Below are 19,825 nucleotides of genomic sequence, written 5' to 3'. Positions count from 1 at the left end.
GCCGCCTGAAAACTTCGGCCGCGCGCGTATCACGGTGGATACGGCAAAGGCCCCACAACGGAATTGATGATGAAACTGTCTTTGCTGGGCCTGGCCATGGGCCTTGTCAGTCAGGCGGCCCTCGCCGCCCCTACCGCTCCGCCCCTGCAGGACAAGCAGGCGTTCATCGATCACCTGATCAGCCAGATGACCGAGGCCGAAAAAATCGGCCAGCTGCGCCTGATCAGCATCGGCCCGGAGATGACCCACGAGCAAATCCGCGAAGAAATCGCCGCCGGCCGCATCGGTGGCACTTTCAACTCGCGCACCGCGCCCGAGAACCGGCCGATGCAGGACGCCGCCATGCGCAGCCGCCTGAAGATTCCGATGTTCTTCGCCTACGACACCATTCACGGCGAGCGCACCATTTTCCCGATCGGCCTGGGCATGGCCGCGACCTGGGACATGGACGCGATTGCCAAGGTCGGCCGCACTGCCGCCATCGAGGCCGCTGCCGACGCCCTGGACATGACCTTCGCGCCGATGGTCGACATCGCCCGCGACCCGCGCTGGGGCCGCACCAGTGAAGGCTTTGGTGAAGACACCTACCTGACCTCGCGAATCGGCCAGGTGATGGTCCGCTCGTTCCAGGGCAGCAGCCCGGCCAACCCCGACAGCATCATGGCCATCGTCAAGCACTTTGCCCTGTATGGCGCGGTGGAGGGCGGCCGCGACTACAACACGGTCGATATGAGCCTGACGAAAATGTACAACGACTACCTGCCGCCCTACCGCGCCGCGCTCGATGCCGGTGCTGGCGGGGTCATGGTGGCGTTGAACTCGATCAACGGCGTGCCGGCCACCTCCAACACCTGGTTGATGAACGACCTGCTGCGCAAGGAGTGGGGCTTCAAAGGTGTGACCATCAGTGACCACGGCGCCATCCAGGAACTGATCCGCCACGGAGTTGCCCGTGACGGCCGTGAAGCGGCCAAACTGGCGATCAAGGCCGGTATCGACATGAGCATGAACGACACCCTGTATGGCGAAGAGCTGCCAGGGCTGCTCAAGGACGGTGAAGTGACCCAGGGCGAACTGGACCAGGCGGTGCGCGAAGTGCTTGGCGCCAAGTACGACATGGGCCTGTTCAAAGACCCGTACGTGCGGATCGGCAAAGCCGAAACCGACCTCAAGGACTACTACGGCAACGACCGCCTGCACCGCGATGCCGCGCGTGACGTGGCACGCCGCAGCCTGGTCCTGCTGGAAAACCGCAACCAGACCCTGCCACTGAAGAAGGCCGGCACCATTGCCCTGGTCGGCCCATTGGCCGATGCGCCCATCGACATGATGGGCAGCTGGGCGGCCGACGGCAAACCGGTGCATTCGGTGACCGTTCGCGAAGGCCTGCGCCGCGCCGTGGAAGGCAAGGCCAAGCTGGTCTACGCCAAGGGTTCCAACGTCACCGGCGACAAGGCGATGTTCGACTACCTGAACTTCCTCAACTTCGACGCCCCGGAAATCGTCAACGACCTGCGCCCTGCCGCGGTATTGATCGATGAAGCGGTCAAGGCCGCGCAGCAGTCCGACGTGGTGGTCGCGGTGGTCGGCGAGTCGCGTGGCATGTCTCACGAGTCGTCGAGCCGTACCACCCTGGAAATTCCGGCCAGCCAGCGCGAACTGATCAAGGCCCTGAAAGCCACCGGCAAGCCGCTGGTACTGGTGCTGATGAATGGCCGCCCGCTGTCGATCGCCTGGGAACGCGAGCAGGCCGACGCCCTGCTGGAAACCTGGTTCAGCGGCACCGAAGGCGGCAATGCCATCGCTGACGTGCTGTTCGGCGACTACAACCCGTCCGGCAAGCTGGCCATCACCTTCCCGCGTTCGGTCGGGCAGATTCCGATGTACTACAACCACACGCGTATTGGCCGGCCGTTCACACCCGGCAAGCCCGGCAACTACACCTCGCAGTACTTCGAAGAGCCCAACGGGCCGCTGTATCCGTTTGGTTATGGCTTGAGCTACAGCAGCTTCGAATTGTCGGGCCTGGCCCTGTCGAGCAAGGACCTCAAGCGTGGCGCTACGCTGGAAGCCAAGGTAACAGTGAAGAACACCGGCAAGCGAGACGGCGAGACCGTGGTGCAGCTGTATCTGCAGGATGTCTCGGCCTCCATGAGCCGCCCGGTCAAAGAGCTGAAGAATTTCCAGAAACTGATGCTCAAGGCTGGCGAGTCGCGAACCTTGACCTTCAGCATCAGTGAGGAAGACCTGAAGTTCTACAATGGCCAACTGCAGCGGGTTGCAGAGCCTGGGGAGTTCAATGTCCAGGTAGGGCTGGATTCCGAGGCGGTGCAGCAGAAAAGTTTCGAGTTGTTGTAGCAGTACCCGCCTTTTGCTGGATAAACCCGCTCCCCAGGCTACATGCCATCGCTGTGGGAGCGGGTTTACCCGCGAATGGGCCGGCCCTGATCCCCCTTATCTTTCGGATCCGCCCCATGCCGTTTTCCTTTCGCGCCCTGCGTCTGGGGCTGATCGTCCTGTTCATCCTGCTCGGCACCGCGCTCAGCGCCGGCTGGGCCATGCACCAGGCTAAGCGCCAGGCCATGGCAGACGACGCCCAGCGCGCCAGCCAGCAACTGGGCCTGTACGCCAACGCCCTGCATACCCTGATCGAACGCTACCGCGCCCTGCCCGCCGTGCTGGCACTCGACCCGGAACTGATCGCAGCCCTGCGCGGCCCGGTCAGCGAGCCGGTACAAGACGCCCTGAACCGCAAGCTCGAACGCATCAACGGTGCCGCCAACTCGTCTACCCTCGAACTGCTCGACCGCACCGGGCTGGCCATCGCGGCCAGTAACTGGCGGCTGCCGAGTAGCTACGTGGGCTCCAATTACGGCTTTCGCCCCTATTTCAAACAGACCCGCAGCCAAGGCAGCGGCCGCTTCTACGCGGTGGGTGTGACCAGTGGCGTGCCAGGCTACTTCCTGGCCAGCGCGGTGAATGATGAGCATGGCCGCTTCCTCGGTGCCATGGTGGTCAAGCTCGAATTCCCCGAGCTGGAACGTGAATGGCGCCAAGGCAACGATATCCTGCTGGTCAGCGATGCGCGTGGCATCACCTTCATCGCCAACCAGGACGGCTGGCGCTACCGCGAGCTGCAGCCGCTGAGCGGCGCTGACCGTGCAGAACTGGCTGAAACCCGCCAGTACGACAAACAACCCCTGGTGCCCCTGCAGCATCAGGTACTGACCCGTTTTGCCGACAATAGCCACCTGGCCCGCGTGCAAGGCCCGGAGGGCGTCGCCGAATACCTGTGGGAACGCCTGCCGCTGCAAGGTGAAGACTGGACCTTGCACCTGTTGCGCAAACCGCAGGTCGCCGCCGACGGCCGCAACGCCGCCCTTGGCGCTGCGGCCGTGTGGCTGAGCCTGGTCTTCGCGGCGCTGTTCGTCAGCCAGCGCCTGCGCCTGGCACGCTTGCGCCAGCGCAGCCGCGAAGCACTCAAGCGCCAGGTCGAAGAACGCACCCGTGAACTGCGCACAGCGCAAGAAGGCCTGGTGCAATCGGCCAAGCTGGCCGCCCTCGGGCAGATGTCGGCGGCCATGGCCCACGAGATCAACCAGCCGCTGACCACCCAGCGCATGCAGTTGGAAACCCTGCGCCTGCTGCTCGACCATGGCCGCTACGACGAAGCGCGCAAGGCCCTTGAACCCCTGGAACAGATGCTCACGCGCATGGCCGCGCTCACCAGCCACCTGAAGACCTTTGCCCGCAACAGCCCGGTCGGGCTGCGCGAGCGCCTGGACCTGGCCGGCGTGGTCGACCAGGCCCTGCACCTGCTGGATACCCGTATTCGCAGCGAGGGCGTCGAGGTCGCGCTGTACCTGGCACGCCCAGCCTGGGTGCGCGGGGACGCCATCCGCCTGGAGCAAGTGCTGATCAACCTGCTGCGCAATGCCCTCGACGCCATGGCCGACAAGCGCTACAAACGCCTGGAGATTCGCATCGAGCTGGATCACGACCAATGGCGGCTGAGCGTGCTCGATTCGGGGGGCGGTATTGCCGATGAACACCTGGCCAAGGTCTTCGACCCCTTCTTCACCACTAAACCCGTGGGCGAAGGGCTGGGCCTTGGTTTGGCCATTTCCTATGGCATCGTCCACGAAGCCGGCGGCCAACTGCAGGCCGAGAACCTGCCGGGCGGCGCCCGCCTGAGCCTCACCCTGCCCCGCGACCTGGAGCCTGTATGTTGAATTCAGTGATCGTCGTCGATGATGAAGCCAGTATCCGCACGGCGGTCGAGCAATGGCTGAGCCTGTCCGGCTTCAGCGTGCAACTGTTCGCCCGCGCCGAGGATTGCCTGGCGCAATTGCCACAGCACTTTGCCGGCGTGATCATCAGCGATGTACGCATGCCGGGCATGGATGGCCTGCAACTGCTCGAGCGCTTGCAGGCAGAGGACCCCGACCTGCCGGTAATCCTGCTGACTGGCCATGGCGATGTACCGATGGCGGTGGACGCCATGCGCAAGGGGGCCTACGACTTCCTCGAAAAACCCTTCACCCCGCAGCACCTGCTGGGCAGCCTGCGACGCGCCCTGGAAAAGCGCCAACTGGTGCTGGAGAACCGCCGGCTGCACGAGCAGGCCGACCTCAAGTCACGCCTCGAAAACACCCTGCTGGGCATGTCCCAGGGCCTGCAACAGCTGCGCCGGCAGGTGCTGGAGCTGGCCGGCCTGCCGGTCAATGTGCTGATCCGCGGCGAAACCGGCAGTGGCAAGGAGCGCGTGGCCCGCTGCCTGCACGACTTCGGCCCGCGTGCGGGCAAACCCTTCGTGGCCCTCAACTGCGCTGCAATCCCTGAAACACTGTTCGAAGCCGAGCTGTTTGGCCATGAGAGCGGTGCCTTCACCGGCGCCCAGGGCAAGCGGATCGGCAAGCTTGAGTATGCCAACGGGGGCACGGTGTTTCTTGACGAGATCGAGAGCATGCCCCTGGCCCAGCAGGCAAAACTGCTGCGGGTGATCCAGGAACAGAAGCTCGAACGCCTGGGCGCCAACCAGAGCATCAGCGTCGACTTGCGCATCATCGCCGCGACCAAACCGGACCTGCTGGAAGAAGCCCGCGCCGGGCGCTTTCGCGAAGACCTCGCCTATCGCTTGAACGTTGCCGAGCTGCGCTTGGCCCCCTTGCGAGAGCGACGTGAGGACATTCCGTTGCTGTTCGAACACTTTGCCCGTGCTGGCGCTGAAAAACTGGGCAGAACAGCGCCGCCGCTCAGCGGTAGCCAGTTGGCGCAGCTGCTCTCCCACGACTGGCCGGGCAACGTGCGCGAGTTGGCCAACGCGGCGGAGCGGCATGCGCTGGGGCTGGGTTCGCCGAACATAGAAGTGGCACCGGCCGGGCAGTCGCTGGGCGAGCAGATGGAGGCGTTTGAAGCGCAGTGCTTGCGGGCGGCGTTGCGTCAGAGCAAAGGGGAGATCAAGGGGGTGATGGAGGCCTTGCAGCTGCCGCGGCGTACGCTGAACGAGAAAATGCAGCGGCACGGGTTGGTGCGCGAAGACTTCCTGTAATAGGCGAATTTCTGCTTACCACCCGCACTAGATGAGCGGAAATCCGCTCATCCGTGATGCCAACGCTTTACCTGCAAGGGGTTGCCTTGCAGCCTTTCGCGGGCAAGCCCGCGCCCACCAAGCCCGCATGCGCACTGGGCTTGGTGCAGGCGGGCTTGCCTGCGAACGGGGTGCAGCGCCCTCAAATGAATCACCTCGCACCCATTTGGCACACCTTCTGCAATCACCGTGGTAAGCAGCGCTCCGGCGCGCTCCACAAAAACAACGAGAAGGTATCCCTGATGGATAACGCCACCTCCCTGCCAACCGGGGCGGCCATCGCGCCGGCCGCAGAAAAAACCACCGCCAGCCGCCTGAAGTCGATCTTCAGCGGGTCCATCGGCAACATGGTCGAATGGTACGACTGGTACGTCTACGCCGCATTCTCGCTGTACTTCGCCAAAGCCTTCTTCCCCGCTGGCGACACCACTGCACAACTGCTCAACACCGCCGCGATCTTCGCCGTGGGCTTCCTCATGCGCCCGATCGGTGGCTGGCTGATGGGCCTGTATGCCGACCGCAAAGGCCGCAAGGCCGCGTTGATGGCCTCGGTCCTGCTGATGTGCGGGGGCTCGCTGCTCATCGCCCTGACGCCCGGCTATGAAACCATCGGTGTTGCCGCGCCGATCCTGCTGGTCTTCGCACGCTTGCTGCAGGGCCTGTCGGTGGGCGGTGAATACGGCACCTCGGCCACCTACCTCAGCGAGATGGCCAGCAAGGAGCGCCGTGGGTTCTTCTCCAGCTTCCAGTACGTGACCCTGATTTCTGGCCAGCTCATCGCCTTGGCGGTGCTGATCATCCTGCAACAGACGCTCACCACCGAGCAGCTGTATGCCTGGGGCTGGCGTGTTCCCTTCGTGATCGGCGCGCTGTGCGCGGTGGTTGCGCTGTACCTGCGTCGCGGCATGGAAGAGACCGCTTCCTTCACCAAGAAGGAAAAGTCCAAAGAAAGCCTGATGCGCACCCTGATGCGTCATCCCAAAGAGCTGATGACCGTAGTCGGCCTGACCATGGGCGGCACCCTGGCCTTCTACACCTACACCACCTACATGCAAAAGTACCTGGTCAACACCGTGGGCATGAGCATCAGCGACTCGACCACCATCTCGGCCGCCACGCTGTTCCTGTTCATGTGCCTGCAGCCGGTGATCGGCGGCCTGTCCGACAAGATCGGCCGGCGCCCGATTCTGATCGCCTTCGGTGTACTCGGCACGCTGTTCACTGTGCCGATCCTGAGCACCTTGCACACCGTGCAAACCTGGTGGGGCGCGTTCTTCCTGATCATGGCGGCGCTGATCATCGTCAGTGGCTACACCTCGATCAACGCAGTGGTCAAAGCCGAACTGTTCCCGACTGAAATCCGCGCCCTGGGCGTTGGCCTGCCATACGCCCTGACCGTGTCCATCTTCGGCGGCACCGCCGAGTACGTCGCCCTGTGGTTCAAGAGCAATGGCATGGAAACCGGCTTCTACTGGTACGTCACCGGCTGCATCGCCTGCTCGCTGCTGGTGTACGCGACCATGAAAGACACCAAGCATCATTCGCGCATCACCACCGACTGATACTGATCCCGCAGATATGAAAAAGGGGCGCTTCGTTGCACGGGGCGCCCTTTTTTTTGGGGGTGCTTGTCGCTGGATCTTATGCGCCTTTGAGATCGAGCGCCGCCCGCGCGGCGCTTCGCAGCACAAGGCTGCTCCTACATCGGTTCGGGCCAATGAGCCCTGAGACAAAGGCGCGCGGCCCTTTGGCGGCCACCTCGATATCGTGCGGAACAAACAAGGCGGTCGCGCGCGCAGGTACAGGCGTAACTGGCCCGAAACAGATGTAGGAGCAGCCTTGTGCTGCGAAGCGCCGCGCGGGCGGCGCTCGATTTGCGCACCACCTCAAAACCCAAGACAAGCACTTGGCAGCTTTCACCCTATCTCTCAGCAAGCAAATCGCAACCACACTTCCCCAACATTACCTGAAGAACCTTTTTATGGCGTGAGCCGATTAGCAGTATTATTCGGCGCTTTGATAAGTTGGGGCGAACGGCCTTTTTAACCGAACAGGTCAAGGTGCTCAACCGGCTGCTCGACGGGGGCCGCAGTACCCGTTATCGCATCAATACTCAGGACATCTCCAGCACCTGACGCGGCTCGCGCCGTTGGTAATAGGTCGCCATCAGCACCAGTACCAGCAGCACACCGGCCAGCACTGCCGATGAGCCGACCGTGCCGAAGTCCAGCCCACCCTTCTCGTGTGGCTTGGTCAGGACGTCGCCCAGGGTGGCGCCGAACGGGCGGGTCAGGACGAACGCGACCCAGAACAGCACCACGCCAGGGATGCGTGTCCAGTAACGCGCCACAACCACCAGCGCGATGGCACTGCCCACCAGCAAGGCACCACCGGCAAAACCAAGCCCCGAATCATCTGCCAGGTAATCGCCCAAGGCGGTGCCCAAGGTGTTCGAGAACAGAATCGCCACCCAATAGAACAACTCGCCCGCGCGGTTCTTGATACGGGTGACGTCCAAGGGGTTACCACTCAGGCGCCACACCAGGAAGGTCAGCAGCAAGATGCCGATCAGAATCGACGAGCCTGCGGCGTAGCCCAAGCCAAGCGTGCGGTCCATGAAGTCGGACATGGTGGTGCCGGCCGTACTGGTGGAAAGAATCACCAGCCAATAGAGCATCGGGTGGTAGCGCCGTGAGTAGAGCTGGCCGAGCAGGGTCAGCAGAAACACGCTGATCAACATCAGCGAGCTCAGCGCGTAGCCGATATTCAGAGTCATCGACAGCAAATCGCCCGCCGTCTCGCCCAGGGTCGTTGCGCAGATCTTCATGACCCAGAAGGCCAAGGTGATTTGCGGGAGTTTATTCATTGTTTGCCGCTCCGGTTTTAAGTGCGGCGATGGTGCTGAGCAAAGCCTGAAAAATCGGTTTATGGCGTATGAAAAAAGCGTTCATTACCGCCTGCAGGCTTATTTTCGTCCTTAACGCCGCATTAATTCGACGTCGTCATCCTGCAATGGCTGGCGAAACGCTGATCCATACCCTGCAACGTTCCCCTCAGCCCACTGGAGGGCTCATCGCTGACACGGACATACACATCGATACAATCGATAACTAGACGCTATTTTTTGCGCTTTTTTATCAATTTTATCGGCGTAGGATTAAACCCATAGAAACAAACAACCACTCGCCCCCCCCTGGAGCAACGACCATGAAAAACAAACTGATCCTCACCCTGGCCCTCTCGGTAATCGCCACTGGCGCCTTCGCCGAAGACGGCTTTGACCGCACCAGCGCCCACACTTTCGCAGCGGTGCAGAGCCAAACCGCCGCGTACGCTGAAGACGGTTTCGACCGCACAGGCGGCCAACGCTTCGCTGAAGATGGTTACGACCGCACCGGTGCACAGCGCTTCGCCGAAGACGGCTACGACCGCACTGGCGCTCAACGTTTTGCAGAAGATGGCTTCGACCGCACCGGCGGCCAGCGTTTTGCAGAAGACGGCTTTGACCGCACCAACGCCCACCGCATCAGCTAACCCCTGATGCGTGCAACCAGCCCGGCTTCGGCCGGGCTTGATCATTTCCAGCCGGGCAAAGGCTTGGCACACTAGCGCCTCGTCCCCCAAGAGGTAGGGCCAGCAAGCCCAGCACCGATGTATTACTACGAACCCGCCAAAGGCCACGGCCTGCCCCACGACCCCTTCAACGCCATCGTCGGCCCCCGCCCAATCGGCTGGATCTCGTCCCACGACCGCGAAGGCCGCCTGAACCTGGCGCCCTACAGCTTCTTCAACGCCTTCAACTACATCCCACCGATCATCGGTTTCTGCAGCGTCGGGCGCAAAGACAGCCTGAACAACATCGAGCAGACCGGCGAGTTCGTCTGGAACCTGGCGACCCGGCCGTTGGCCGAGGCGATGAACCAGAGCTGCGCGGCGGTAGCGGCAGACGTCAATGAATTCGAACTCAGCGGTTTGACAGCAGCGCCGTCACGCGTCGTCAAGGTGCCACGGGTGGGCGAAACCCCGGTGGCGTTCGAGTGCAAGGTGAGCCAGATCGTCCAGCTGAAACGGGCAGACCAGGAGTCGGTGCCCAGCTGGCTGATCCTCGGCGAAGTGGTGGCGGTGCACATTGCCGAGCACCTGCTGAAAAACGGTATCTACGACACCGCCGCCGCCGAACCGATCCTGCGTGGCGGCGGCCCGGCGGACTATTTCGAACTGGGCAACCTGTTCAAGATGGCCAGGCCGCAAGTGGGCAACTGATCACCAGATCAGCTCGCCCTCTTCAGTGACGCCCTGCAGGCGTTCCAGCTCGGCGCAGGCGGCCTCATCGGCCGCCATGGCGCCCTTGAACACCTGGCCGTCCAGTACCTTGTGAAAGCGCGGCGCCCCGCCCATGCCCAGCGCCTTCACCGCGATGGCGGCGTTGTAGCCACCACCTTCCACCGGGACCATCGCCGAAACGGCTTCGAACTGCGGGAATTCTCTACGTGCCATGCTGCGCTCTGGGTAGTTGATCGAAGGGCGACATTTTAACCTGTGCCCATCAGCAATCAATCGAAGGTATGCAGGTCCAGGCTGCTGACCACTTGCGCCTGCACCAGCTCACCGAATACCTCCAGGGTTGGCGAAGCGAAGTAGCCGCTCATCGCCTGCTGATCACGCCAACTGCCGCTGAGCAGCCAAAGGTCGGCGTCGGCCTGCGAGCGCTGGACAGTGAAGCTCAGGCACCCCGGTGTACGCAACGAGGGTTCGAGCAGATCGCGCAGGCGCGCGCCTAGCTCCGCCGAACGACCGCTGCTGGCACGGATGAAAGCCAAGTGGGTGACCGGTTGTCGTAGGGTCATTGCACGATCTCCTTGAGCAGGCGGACGAAAAACCAGGCTGCCAAGGTTAGAGGCTGGCCCGCGCGACGCGTTAGGCTATTACTGCCGGGCGATTGCCTGATCCTGCACCGCGGCAGGATCAGGCAATCGCCGTGCAGCTTTCGACTAGCGCCCGCCATTGCCCAAACCTATGCTGCGTCAGTCAGTAGAGGAAGCCACCATGACCACCCCCACGTCCATCGAACCGACCCTGGAAGTGCAACGCCAGGAGCTGGCCGAGCTGATCCGCCGGCATGCCGGCGACCCACCCGGCAGCGCCTCGGCCATCGACGACCTGTACCTGGTCAGCTATCGGGAGAGTGTCCGCTCGGTGCCCACCTTGGCGCAGCCGGCCTTGTGCGTCCTTGCCCATGGCAGCAAGAGCCTGTTTCTGGGTGACGAACAGTACGTCTACGACCCGCTGCACTACATGGTGGTGTCGGTGACCTTGCCACTGAGCGGCGTGAAGCTTGATGCCAGCCCGGAAAACCCAAGCCTGGGCCTGCGGCTGGACCTGGACCCGGCCGAGATCAGCCAGCTGATTGCCGAAAGCGGGCCGATGTTGGTGCCCAGCCTGCCTTCCGGCCGTGGCTTGTATGTGGAGAAGACCGATGCAGCGCTGCTGGATGCGCTGCTGCGCCTGATCCGCCTGCTGGATTCGCCGCGGGACATTGCCATGCTGGCGCCGCTGATCCGCCGCGAAATCCTTTACCGCCTGCTGCGTGGGCCGCAGGGTTATCGGCTGTATGAAATCGCCTTGGCCAACAGCCAGACCCATCGGGTATGCCAGGCCATCACCTGGCTCAACCAGAACTTCCAGCAGCCGTTGCGCATCGAGGACCTGGCCCGTGAGGTCAACCTTAGCACCTCGACCTTGCACCATCGGTTCAAGGCCGTGACGTCGATGAGCCCGCTGCAGTACCAGAAGCAATTGCGCCTGCAGGAGGCCCGGCGGCTGATGCTCAATGACGGGCTTGAGGCAGCGGTGGCGGGCTATCGCGTGGGGTATGAAAGCCCTTCGCAATTCAGCCGCGAGTACAGCCGGCTGTATGGCGCACCACCGATCCGCGATGTGGCGCGGTTGCGCGCCACAGCGGGGTAAGGGTTACCGGCCGTTTCAGTTAACCTGCAACGGCCGCCTGCCACTGATTCTGATCAACCTGAATCAACGTCGGCCCTTTGCGCTCCACCGCACGCCCCAGTGCCGCCTGCAACTGCGCGACATCACTCACATGCTCCGCGTCAGCGCCCAACGCCCGAGCCACGCCGATGAAGTCAGGGGTATGGATATCCACCCCGACCGGCTCGATGGCGCGGTTGACCATGTACTTCTTGATTTCTTCGTAACCCTGGTTGTTCCACAGCAGCACGATCAGCGGCACCTGCGCCTCGACTGCACTGGCCAGCTCCGGCAGGGTGAACTGCATGCCACCATCGCCAATCAGGCAAACCGACGGCGCGCGCTCGGCGATCTGCGCGGCGCTGCCCAGCCAGGCGCCCATCGCCGCCGGCAGTGCATAACCCAAGGTGCCGTAGCCGGTCGAGGCATTGAACCAGCGGCGAGGCTCATCCATGTCCAGCGTGAGGTTGCCGGAGTACACCGGCTGGGTCGAATCCCCGACCAGAATGGCGTTGGGCAGTGTCTGGAGGATACTGGTCAGCAGGCGGGTCTGGCTCAGGGTCGGCTGGTCCCAGCCGCCCGCCAGCGATTGGCGCAGCTGCGTGACGCGTGCTGGCCCCCAGGTACTGTCACGCGCCGGCAGCGGCTGCTGTTGCAAGGCAACGCACAGTGCCTCGGCGGCCAGGTCGGCGTCAGCGACCAGCGCCAGCTCAGGCAGATAGTTGCGCACCGTCTGGTCCGGGTCGATGTCGATCCGCAGCAAGCTGCCCGGGATCTCGAAGCCGCCCTTGAAGGTCACGTCATAGTCGGTTTCGGCCAGCTCGGTACCGATGGCCAACACCACATCCGCTTCGGCCACCAGCGCACGGGTAGCCGGCAGCGACTGAGTCGAGCCGATTTGCAAAGGATGATTGGAAGCCAGCAGGCCCTTGGCGTTGATGGTCAATGCCACCGGTGCCTGAAGCTGCTCTGCCAAGCGTGCCAGCGAAGCGCCAGCGTTCAATGCACCGCCGCCGGCCAGGATCAACGGGCGCTTCGCCTGGGCCAGGCGCTCGGCCATCTGCGCCACGGCCTGCGGCGCGGCACCTGCCCGGCTGCTGCGGACCGGGCGGGCCGGCAACAGGTGATCGGCCGGCTCGACCAGTACGTCCAGCGGAATCTCGATATGCACCGGGCGCGGTCGAGCACCGTCGAACACGGCAAAGGCCCGGGCCAGTACCTGGGGCAGGTCGTCTGCGCTCATCAGGGTTTGGGAGAAGGCTGCCACACCCGACACCAGTGCAGATTGGTTGGGCAGTTCGTGCAGCTTGCCGCGGCCGCCGCCCAGCTGATCGCGCGATTGCACGCTGGAAATCACCAGCATCGGGATCGAATCGGCATAGGCTTGGCCCATGGCGGTGGTGATATTGGTCATCCCTGGGCCGGTGATGATGAAGCACACACCGGGTTTGCCACGTGTGCGTGCGTAGCCGTCGGCCATGAAGCCGGCACCTTGCTCGTGGCGCGGGGTGATATGACGAATGGAGGACGTTGCCAGGCCGCGATAGAGCTCAACGGTATGCACGCCTGGAATGCCGAAGACATGGTCCACACCATAGCCTTCAAGGAGTTTGACCAGTACTTCGCCGCAGGTTGCCATGTGTGTTTACCTTGAGTCTTGTTGAAAACTGCGCTTATTGGACCCAAGGCAGCGCTATCGCCACAATGCAAAAAAACACATACTAGCCATGTCTTCAAATCATGGCTCAGTGCAATGAAACGCCTTCCTCCCCTGCCCGCCTTGCACACCTTCCTGGTGACCGCCCAGCACTGCAATTTCACCCGTGCGGGGCAGCAGTTGCACATCACCCAAGGTGCCGTGAGCCGGCAGATCGCCGCGCTTGAAGCGCACCTCGGTTACGCCCTGTTCCAGCGCCAGGCCCGTGGCCTGAGCCTGACCCGTGAAGGCCAGGACTGGCTGCCCAGAGTGCAACAGGTGTTTTCCCTGATCGAACAAGGCGTGCGTGAAGTCGGCGGGCATAGCGCCACATTGCAACTCAAGGCGCCAACCTGCGTGATGCGCTGGCTGCTGCCGCGCCTGATGGAATGGCAGGCGCTGCGCCCGGACGTGCCGGTAGAGCTGACCACCACGGTGCAGCATGGGGTGGATTTTGCTCGCGAAGGCTTTGATGCGGCGGTGGTGTATGGCAGCGCGCCGAACCAGGGCTTGCAGGTGCGCAAACTGTTCGACGAGCAACTGACGCCAGTGTGCGCCCCTTCGCTGCTGCAAGGCCCGTTGCCGTTGGCCAACATCGACGACCTGATGCGCCATATGCTCCTGCACCCCTCGCGTGACGAGCATGACTGGCGTTTATGGCTGCAGGCGGCCGGTGCCACGTTCGATGTACAGGGGCCAAAGCAGCATTTCGAAACGCTGGACATGGCGATGGCCATGGCATCCCAGGGCACTGGAGTGGCCATCGGCGATTGGTCGCTGATCGGCGATGACCTGCGCAGCAAGCGGCTGTGCATGCCGTTTGCCCTGAAGGTGACGACCGGAAAAGGCTATTACCTGGTCAGCCAGGCCAGGCAACAGCCAGCCGGGCTGGTCGAGTTGCTGGACTGGCTGCAGGCAGTGGCTCAATAACCGACGGTGAACCGCGCCCGCGAATGCGCGGGTTTCTCCAGCTCATCGAGCATGGCAATCGCGTAGTCGGCAAAGGTGATCCAGCTTTTGCCATCGGCACCGATCAGCAGATGATCCTTGCCTAGCGTGTAGTGCCCGCTGCGTTCGCCTTCGACGAACTCCGCCGACGGCGACAGGAAGGTCCAGTCCAGGTTCGGCTCTTGGCGCAATACCTCAAGAAAACGCACACCCGCGCTCGCTTCGGCCTTGTAGGCCTCGGGAAAGTCCGGGCTGTCGATCACCCGGTGCCCCGAAGGCAACAGCAGGCTACCCGCCCCGCCCACCACCAGCAGTCGCTTGACCCCGGCACGCTTGACCGGCTCGATGATCGCGTGCGCTTCGATCGTCGAGAAATGCGCAGCGCTCAACACCGCGTCCACACCGGCGACAGCCGCTTGCAGCGCTGCGCTGTCCTTGGCATCGAGTGCCTTGACGGTCACCCCCTCACGTCCCTGCAGCTGCGACGGGTCGCGGGCAATGGCCACCACACTGTGGCCACGGCGCAGGGCTTCTTCCAGCAACTGGCTGCCGGCACGGCCGGTGGCGCCAATGATTGCGATCTTGCTCATGGGAAACACTCCATCAGTTGAACGGAATTACCACTTCATCTCACCCTTGGCGACCTTGGCGCCGAGCTCCAGCGAGCTCTCGTCGGCCAGGTCCGGGTAGCGTTTTTTCATCGCAGCCACCAACGCAGCGGCGTCTTTTGCCTTGGCGGTTTCGGCATCGAATGCCTGAATGTAGTCTGCCGTGAAGCGCACGGCGGCGAGCGAACGGCTGCTTTGGCCGAGATAATGGCCGGGGATCACGGTGCGCGGTGCCAGCTGCTCGATCCGTTTGAGCGTGCCCAGCCAGTCGGCATGCGACTTGGCCGACTGGGTATCGGCCATCCACACATGGATGTGTTCCGAAACCACCACCCCACCGACCACCGCCTTGATCGACGGAATCCAGACAAAGCTGCGATCAGGCTGTGGGCCGTCCAGGCCGACCACGTCGAGCGCCTGGCCCTCCAGGGTCAGGCGATGGCCTTCGAGCACCTCAGGCACGACCAGGCGAGCCGGTTTGTCCGCGCCCATTTGCGGGCCCCAGTAGGCCAGCTTCGCGTCCATGGTCTGGCGAATATGCGCGACGGTAGCTGCAGAGGCGACGACCTTGGCCTTTGGGAAAGCTTGGGTCAGTGTGTCGAGGCCAAAGTAGTAGTCCGGGTCGCCATGGCTGATGTAGATGGTTGTCAGCCGCTTGCCACCGGCGCGCAGGCGCTCGACCACCTGTTCGGCCTGGGCCTTGCCGAACTGGGCATCGACCAGCACGGCGTCCTTTTCGCCACTGACAATCACCGAACTGACCGGGAAAATCGCCTCGTGGCCAGGGTTGTAGACGTCCAACTGCAAAGGTTCGGCAGCCAGCGCCTGGCCGGTCAGAGCAACACAGGCCAGCATCAGGCCACGCAAGGGAGTGAATAGCGACATCGCAACGGTCCGTCTTGAAGAAGAATGCTCAACAGCTTAGTTGCCCGATCCATGACAAAAAATGCGATGCTCAAACATAGTTTGTTTCTAAAATCGGGCAAATCATGGACCGTCTCAACGCGATGCGCGTTTTTGTCACTGTCATCGACCTGGGCAGCCAATCGGCGGCAGCGGACCACCTGCAACTGTCCAGGCCAGTGGTTTCACGCTACCTGGCGGAACTGGAGGATTGGGTTGGTGCGCGGCTGATGCAGCGCACCACGCGCAAGTTGAGCCTGACCGCCGCCGGCCAGGAAACACTGCCACGCTGCCGCCAACTGCTGGAACTCGCCGGTGACCTGCAGGTGGCCGTGCGCCAACCAGACGACGCCCCTCGCGGCGCGCTGCGCATCAGCGTCAGTACGTCATTCGGGCAGGCTCAACTGGTGGATGCCGTGGCCGCGTATGTACGGCGCTACCCCGGGGTGAAGGTCGAGTTGCAGATGCTCGATCGCACGGTCAACCTGGTGGACGAGCGCATCGACCTGGCCATCCGCACCAGCAACGACCTGGACCCGAACCTGATCGCCCGGCGTCTGACCGTGTGCCGTTCGGTGGTGTGCGCGGCACCGGCCTACCTGCGTGAGCACGGCACGCCGCAGCGGATCGAGGAATTAAGCGGGCACAACTGCCTGACCCATGCCTACTTCGGCCATCACCTCTGGCATTTCGAGGTGCAGGGCCAAGCCGTTGCCGTCCCGGTCGAGGGCAACATCAGTGCGAATGAGGCGATGACCCTGCAAAAGGCGGCACTGGCCGGTGCCGGCATCGCCATGTTGCCGACCTACCAGGCTGCCGCCGCCCTGCGCACGGGCGAACTGGTGCGCCTGCTGCCCGAAGCACGGCCACGCGAACTCAACCTGAATGCGGTCTATACCTCGCGCAAGCACATGCCGGCGACCTTGCGCAGCATGCTGGATTTTCTCGCGCAGCGGTTCAAGGACGAGCCGGAATGGGATCAGGACCTGGTGTAACCCCACAGCGCCGGGGATTGGCCTACGCTTAGAGGTATCACCTGGCGTTGTAACAGGAGGTGAGCACCATGGGCATCAAAACAAGAAGGTTCGCGCTGGTCATGGCACTGTTTGCCATCGCCGGGCTGTACGGGTCGGCCTGCTGGCGGGTCGAGCTGCTACGCAACCAACCCAGCTCGGCCGCCCATTGTCAGCACGAACACTGCGTGCCACAAAGCGCCACCTTGAGCGCCGTGCGTTGAGCTGACGGCGCCTTGCCGGTCACTCCTCGACGCTCATGTACTCCTTGGCCCAGCGGATGTAATCCTCGGGTTGGGTGTAGGTGTGCGAGAGTTCGGTGGCGCTGAGGTTCTCGGACTTGTTCTGCTGGCCGCGCTGCAGGCGCAGGCAGTCGTAAGTGGCCTTTATGGCTGCGAAGTACGCGGCGTGGCCATCGACCACGATGCGCACGCCCAGGCGCGCCAGGCGCTCGTCATCGCGCAGGTTGGGGTTGGCGTAGGTCACCAGCATCAACGGCACGGTCAAGTGCTCGGCGATCTGCTCGAGCTGCTCGAAATCCTTCACCCCCACCATGCAGATACCGTCGGCCCCGGCCTTCTGGTAGCTCTGGGTACGCACGATGATTTCTTCGGTGGTCAGTACACCGGCGTTGGTGCGGGCGATGATAGACAGCGACGAATCGACCCGTGCTTCAAGCGCAGCGCGAATCTTGCCGACGCCTTCCTCAACCGGAATCAAGTCGGTGGACTTGCGCCCGAACTGGGCCGGCAGCAGGGTATCTTCGATGGTCAGCGCCGCCACACCGGCACGCTCCAGTTCAATGACCGTGCGCATGACATTCAACGCGTTACCGTAGCCGTGGTCGGCATCGGCGAGCACCGGCAGTTGCGCCACACGGCCAATGCGCGTGGCCTGCTCGACGAACTCGCTCAAGGTGATCAGGGCAAAATCCGGCGCAGCCAGTACCTGCAGCGAAGCCACCGAACCGCCAAGAATGCCGACTTCAAAGCCCAGGTCGGCGGCAATGCGCGCCGACATCGGGTCGAACACCGACGCTGTGTGGTAGCAGGAACCTGAAGCGAGCAGCTCGCGGAAGGCAAAACGCAAATCTTGGTGGGAAGCCCTGGGCATGATCACTCCGCAATAACGTGAAATTGAACGGTTGCTACCGACCCCTGAATCGGGTCTACCTGACCTGTTCCAACCGTCGCCATCTGGGCGGTCATGCTCGACATGCAGGCAGAGGAATAAAAGGTGTGGGATACAGCGGCACGAAAACCCTGCGGCAAATAGCTGCACCAAGCTGGTGCAGGCCACGGATTACAGCCCCTGCGGTCTAGCCACGATATCACGCAGCCATGCCTCACTGGATGAATGCGCCAATGCCGATCTTGCATAGGGGATGCAGATAGTACATAGGAAGCTACCTAAGTCAGGTTACAATTCATCGGCCTCAAGCCCATTGCCAAGGTAACCCCGTGACTGCCGCCCTGCCCCCGACCGTGCTGCGCAACGTGCTCACCGCCCTGATGCTGGCCATCTTCCTCGGTGCGCTGGACCAAACCATTGTCGCCGTCTCGTTGCCGGCCATCTCGGCCCAGTTCAACGATGTCGGCCTGCTTGCCTGGGTGATCTCTGGCTACATGGTGGCGATGACCGTGGCGGTGCCGATCTACGGCAAGCTGGGCGACCTGTACGGCCGGCGGCGGATGATCCTGACCGGCATCTCGCTGTTCACCCTGGCGTCGATTGCCTGCGCCCTGGCCCAGGACATGCAGCAACTGGTGCTGGCGCGCGTGCTGCAAGGGGTTGGCGCGGGCGGCATGGTGTCGGTCAGCCAGGCGATCATCGGTGACTTCGTGCCGCCCCGCGAACGCGGGCGTTACCAGGGCTACTTCAGCAGTATGTACGCCGTGGCCAGCGTCGCCGGGCCGGTGCTCGGTGGCTGGCTGACCGAGTACCTGTCGTGGCGCTGGGTGTTCTGGATCAACCTGCCGTTGGGGCTGGTCGCGTTGTGGGCGATCCACCGGGCGCTCGGCGACATGCCGGTGAAGCGTCGCGAGGCCCAGGTGGACTACCTGGGCGCGGTGCTACTGATTCTTGGCCTGGGCAGCCTGCTGCTGGGCATTACCCTGGTCGGCCAAGGGCACGCCTGGACAGCGCCGCCGGTGCTGGCGCTGTTCGCCTGCGCGGTGCTTGGCCTGATGCTGTTCATCGCCCACGAGCGGCGCTGCCAGGAGCCCCTGCTACCCCTCGGCCTGTTCGGCAACCGCGTCGCGGTGCTGTGCTGGGGCGTGATCTTTTTCGCCAGTTTCCAGTCGATTTCCCTGACCATGCTGATGCCCTTGCGCTACCAAGGCATCACCGGGGCGGGCGCCGACAGCGCGGCATTGCACCTACTGCCCCTGGCGATGGGCCTGCCGATGGGCGCCTTTACCGGGGGCCGCATGACCAGCCTCACCGGGCGCTACAAGCCGCAAATTCTCACCGGTGCACTGTTGATGCCGGTGGCCATCTTCGCCATGGCGATCACACCGCCGCAGTCGGCCCTGCTCAGTGCCGTGTTCATGCTGCTGACCGGCATAGCCTGCGGGCTGCAGTTTCCGACTTCGCTGGTGGGCACGCAGAGCGCCGTGGACATCAAGGACATCGGCGTGGCTACCAGTACCACCAACCTGTTCCGCTCACTCGGGGGAGCCATGGGTGTGGCGTGCATGTCCAGCCTGCTGCTGGCGTTGCTGCACCAAGGTGGGTTCGAGTTGCTGGGCAATCCATTGCTGGGGAGCCTGAAGGCTGGCGAGGCAGACCCGCAGACGCAAGCGCGGTTGCTGGAGACGTTCAGGCATTTGCTGATGGGCAGTGGCGTGATCGCACTGCTGGGGCTGGTGGTGGCGTTGGCGTTGCCGGACCGGCAATTGCGTGGGCGTTGAGCCTGCTGGGGCCGCGTTGCGGCCCTTTCGCGACACAAGGCCGCTCCTACAAGTACAGCGCCACGCGTGTGGGAGCAACTGTCTTGTGGTGCTTGTTCCGGCCTCTTCGCGGGCAAGCCCGCTCCCACAGGTGTGGCGCTAGACTTGGAGGCTACACAATTCGGGTGGGA

18 protein-coding genes are annotated in these 19,825 nt (G+C 63.2%); 11 read left to right on the top strand and 7 right to left on the bottom strand.

What is annotated here, in order from left to right; translation table 11 throughout:
• Nucleotides 1–66 precede the first annotated feature (66 nt).
• The 4 genes from bglX (at nucleotide 67) to D886_RS0111710 (ending at nucleotide 7,152) form a co-directional block, all read left to right on the top strand.
• Nucleotides 67–2,358: a beta-glucosidase BglX gene (gene bglX, locus D886_RS0111725; RefSeq protein WP_027594116.1), complete on the top strand. Its 2,292-nt coding sequence runs from the start codon at nucleotides 67–69 to the stop codon at nucleotides 2,356–2,358.
• A gap of 116 nt (nucleotides 2,359–2,474) precedes the next feature.
• Nucleotides 2,475–4,232 carry an ATP-binding protein gene (locus tag D886_RS0111720; RefSeq protein WP_027594115.1) on the top strand — a complete coding sequence of 586 codons (1,758 nt, stop codon included), beginning with the start codon at nucleotides 2,475–2,477 and terminating at the stop codon, nucleotides 4,230–4,232.
• Entirely contained in the window at nucleotides 4,226–5,551 is a 1,326-nt protein-coding gene (locus D886_RS0111715) for a sigma-54 dependent transcriptional regulator (protein ID WP_027594114.1), read from the top strand. Before D886_RS0111720 ends, D886_RS0111715 begins: the two co-directional genes overlap by 7 nt.
• 281 nt (nucleotides 5,552–5,832) lie before the next feature.
• Nucleotides 5,833–7,152, top strand: coding sequence for an MFS transporter (locus D886_RS0111710; protein ID WP_027594113.1), 1,320 nt, complete (start codon nucleotides 5,833–5,835; stop codon nucleotides 7,150–7,152).
• Between the two features lie 551 nt (nucleotides 7,153–7,703).
• Here D886_RS0111710 and D886_RS0111705 read toward each other — a convergent pair.
• Nucleotides 7,704–8,456, bottom strand: a complete 753-nt coding sequence (locus D886_RS0111705) for a membrane protein (RefSeq protein ID WP_027594112.1) — start codon at nucleotides 8,454–8,456, stop codon at nucleotides 7,704–7,706.
• A gap of 341 nt (nucleotides 8,457–8,797) precedes the next feature.
• On the opposite strand from D886_RS0111705, the gene D886_RS0111700 reads away from it, so the two are divergent.
• Together D886_RS0111700 and D886_RS0111695 are read left to right on the top strand one after the other, a co-directional pair.
• Nucleotides 8,798–9,124 carry a hypothetical protein gene (locus D886_RS0111700; RefSeq protein ID WP_027594111.1) on the top strand — a complete coding sequence of 109 codons (327 nt, stop codon included), beginning with the start codon at nucleotides 8,798–8,800 and terminating at the stop codon, nucleotides 9,122–9,124.
• Nucleotides 9,125–9,241: 117 nt separating this feature from the next.
• Nucleotides 9,242–9,853: a flavin reductase family protein gene (locus D886_RS0111695; RefSeq protein WP_027594110.1), complete on the top strand. Its 612-nt coding sequence runs from the start codon at nucleotides 9,242–9,244 to the stop codon at nucleotides 9,851–9,853.
• Here the strand turns inward: D886_RS0111695 and D886_RS0111690 are convergent, their stop codons facing one another.
• Both D886_RS0111690 and D886_RS0111685 read right to left on the bottom strand, forming a co-directional pair.
• On the bottom strand, nucleotides 9,854–10,087 hold the full coding sequence (locus D886_RS0111690) for a hypothetical protein (RefSeq protein WP_027594109.1): 234 nt from the start codon (nucleotides 10,085–10,087) through the stop codon (nucleotides 9,854–9,856). It abuts the gene before it with no gap.
• Between the two features lie 56 nt (nucleotides 10,088–10,143).
• On the bottom strand, nucleotides 10,144–10,437 hold the full coding sequence (locus D886_RS0111685; protein WP_027594108.1) for a putative quinol monooxygenase: 294 nt from the start codon (nucleotides 10,435–10,437) through the stop codon (nucleotides 10,144–10,146).
• Between the two features lie 199 nt (nucleotides 10,438–10,636).
• On the opposite strand from D886_RS0111685, the gene D886_RS0111680 reads away from it, so the two are divergent.
• Nucleotides 10,637–11,557: an AraC family transcriptional regulator gene (locus D886_RS0111680; protein WP_027594107.1), complete on the top strand. Its 921-nt coding sequence runs from the start codon at nucleotides 10,637–10,639 to the stop codon at nucleotides 11,555–11,557.
• A gap of 19 nt (nucleotides 11,558–11,576) precedes the next feature.
• Here the strand turns inward: D886_RS0111680 and D886_RS0111675 are convergent, their stop codons facing one another.
• Nucleotides 11,577–13,214, bottom strand: coding sequence for a 5-guanidino-2-oxopentanoate decarboxylase (locus D886_RS0111675; RefSeq protein ID WP_027594106.1), 1,638 nt, complete (start codon nucleotides 13,212–13,214; stop codon nucleotides 11,577–11,579).
• A 114-nt stretch (nucleotides 13,215–13,328) separates the two neighbouring features.
• Here D886_RS0111675 and D886_RS0111670 point away from each other — a divergent pair, with 114 nt between their 5' ends.
• The gene (locus D886_RS0111670) at nucleotides 13,329–14,201 is read left to right on the top strand and encodes a LysR substrate-binding domain-containing protein (RefSeq protein WP_027594105.1); all 873 of its coding nucleotides are present in this window, start codon (nucleotides 13,329–13,331) and stop codon (nucleotides 14,199–14,201) included.
• On the opposite strand, the gene D886_RS0111665 is transcribed toward D886_RS0111670, so the two are convergent.
• Nucleotides 14,195–14,809 carry an NAD(P)-dependent oxidoreductase gene (locus tag D886_RS0111665; RefSeq protein ID WP_027594104.1) on the bottom strand — a complete coding sequence of 205 codons (615 nt, stop codon included), beginning with the start codon at nucleotides 14,807–14,809 and terminating at the stop codon, nucleotides 14,195–14,197. The two genes, D886_RS0111670 and D886_RS0111665, sit on opposite strands and share 7 nt — an antisense overlap.
• Nucleotides 14,810–14,836: 27 nt before the next feature.
• Complete coding sequence (locus D886_RS0111660) at nucleotides 14,837–15,712, bottom strand: MBL fold metallo-hydrolase (RefSeq protein ID WP_027594103.1); 876 nt, start codon at nucleotides 15,710–15,712, stop codon at nucleotides 14,837–14,839.
• A gap of 104 nt (nucleotides 15,713–15,816) precedes the next feature.
• Here D886_RS0111660 and D886_RS0111655 point away from each other — a divergent pair, with 104 nt between their 5' ends.
• Both D886_RS0111655 and D886_RS28355 read left to right on the top strand, forming a co-directional pair.
• Nucleotides 15,817–16,725 carry a LysR family transcriptional regulator gene (locus D886_RS0111655; RefSeq protein ID WP_027594102.1) on the top strand — a complete coding sequence of 303 codons (909 nt, stop codon included), beginning with the start codon at nucleotides 15,817–15,819 and terminating at the stop codon, nucleotides 16,723–16,725.
• Between the two features lie 68 nt (nucleotides 16,726–16,793).
• A complete protein-coding gene (locus D886_RS28355) occupies nucleotides 16,794–16,967 on the top strand; it encodes a hypothetical protein (protein WP_172960383.1) in 174 nt (57 codons plus the stop codon).
• A gap of 19 nt (nucleotides 16,968–16,986) precedes the next feature.
• Here D886_RS28355 and D886_RS0111645 read toward each other — a convergent pair whose 3' ends face one another.
• Nucleotides 16,987–17,856: an oxaloacetate decarboxylase gene (locus D886_RS0111645; protein WP_027594101.1), complete on the bottom strand. Its 870-nt coding sequence runs from the start codon at nucleotides 17,854–17,856 to the stop codon at nucleotides 16,987–16,989.
• Between the two features lie 347 nt (nucleotides 17,857–18,203).
• Between D886_RS0111645 and D886_RS0111640 the strand changes: the two genes are divergently transcribed.
• Nucleotides 18,204–19,655, top strand: a complete 1,452-nt coding sequence (locus tag D886_RS0111640; protein WP_027594100.1) for an MDR family MFS transporter — start codon at nucleotides 18,204–18,206, stop codon at nucleotides 19,653–19,655.
• Nucleotides 19,656–19,825 lie beyond the last annotated feature (170 nt).

Origin of the sequence: Pseudomonas sp. LAIL14HWK12:I7 (assembly GCF_000483465.1) — a bacterium.
Taxonomy (GTDB): Bacteria; Pseudomonadota; Gammaproteobacteria; order Pseudomonadales; family Pseudomonadaceae; genus Aquipseudomonas; species Aquipseudomonas kermanshahensis.
The sequence above is the reverse complement of the archived record's forward strand: the minus strand, read 5'-3'. Positions and strand labels throughout refer to the sequence as shown.

Excerpts from the sequence above, each read along its gene's own strand:
- D886_RS0111675 (WP_027594106.1), bottom strand. The coding sequence starts at position 13,214 with ATGGCAACCTGCGGCGAAGTACTGGTCAAACTCCTTGAAGGCTATGGT.
- D886_RS0111645 (WP_027594101.1), bottom strand. The coding sequence starts at position 17,856 with ATGCCCAGGGCTTCCCACCAAGATTTGCGTTTTGCCTTCCGCGAGCTG.
- D886_RS0111715 (WP_027594114.1), top strand. The coding sequence starts at position 4,226 with ATGTTGAATTCAGTGATCGTCGTCGATGATGAAGCCAGTATCCGCACG.
- bglX (WP_027594116.1), top strand. The coding sequence starts at position 67 with ATGATGAAACTGTCTTTGCTGGGCCTGGCCATGGGCCTTGTCAGTCAG.
- D886_RS28355 (WP_172960383.1), top strand. The coding sequence starts at position 16,794 with ATGGGCATCAAAACAAGAAGGTTCGCGCTGGTCATGGCACTGTTTGCC.
- D886_RS0111710 (WP_027594113.1), top strand. The coding sequence starts at position 5,833 with ATGGATAACGCCACCTCCCTGCCAACCGGGGCGGCCATCGCGCCGGCC.
- D886_RS0111700 (WP_027594111.1), top strand. The coding sequence starts at position 8,798 with ATGAAAAACAAACTGATCCTCACCCTGGCCCTCTCGGTAATCGCCACT.
- D886_RS0111720 (WP_027594115.1), top strand. The coding sequence starts at position 2,475 with ATGCCGTTTTCCTTTCGCGCCCTGCGTCTGGGGCTGATCGTCCTGTTC.
- D886_RS0111685 (WP_027594108.1), bottom strand. The coding sequence starts at position 10,437 with ATGACCCTACGACAACCGGTCACCCACTTGGCTTTCATCCGTGCCAGC.
- D886_RS0111665 (WP_027594104.1), bottom strand. The coding sequence starts at position 14,809 with ATGAGCAAGATCGCAATCATTGGCGCCACCGGCCGTGCCGGCAGCCAG.
- D886_RS0111660 (WP_027594103.1), bottom strand. The coding sequence starts at position 15,712 with ATGTCGCTATTCACTCCCTTGCGTGGCCTGATGCTGGCCTGTGTTGCT.
- D886_RS0111670 (WP_027594105.1), top strand. The coding sequence starts at position 13,329 with ATGAAACGCCTTCCTCCCCTGCCCGCCTTGCACACCTTCCTGGTGACC.
- D886_RS0111705 (WP_027594112.1), bottom strand. The coding sequence starts at position 8,456 with ATGAATAAACTCCCGCAAATCACCTTGGCCTTCTGGGTCATGAAGATC.
- D886_RS0111655 (WP_027594102.1), top strand. The coding sequence starts at position 15,817 with ATGGACCGTCTCAACGCGATGCGCGTTTTTGTCACTGTCATCGACCTG.
- D886_RS0111695 (WP_027594110.1), top strand. The coding sequence starts at position 9,242 with ATGTATTACTACGAACCCGCCAAAGGCCACGGCCTGCCCCACGACCCC.
- D886_RS0111680 (WP_027594107.1), top strand. The coding sequence starts at position 10,637 with ATGACCACCCCCACGTCCATCGAACCGACCCTGGAAGTGCAACGCCAG.
- D886_RS0111690 (WP_027594109.1), bottom strand. The coding sequence starts at position 10,087 with ATGGCACGTAGAGAATTCCCGCAGTTCGAAGCCGTTTCGGCGATGGTC.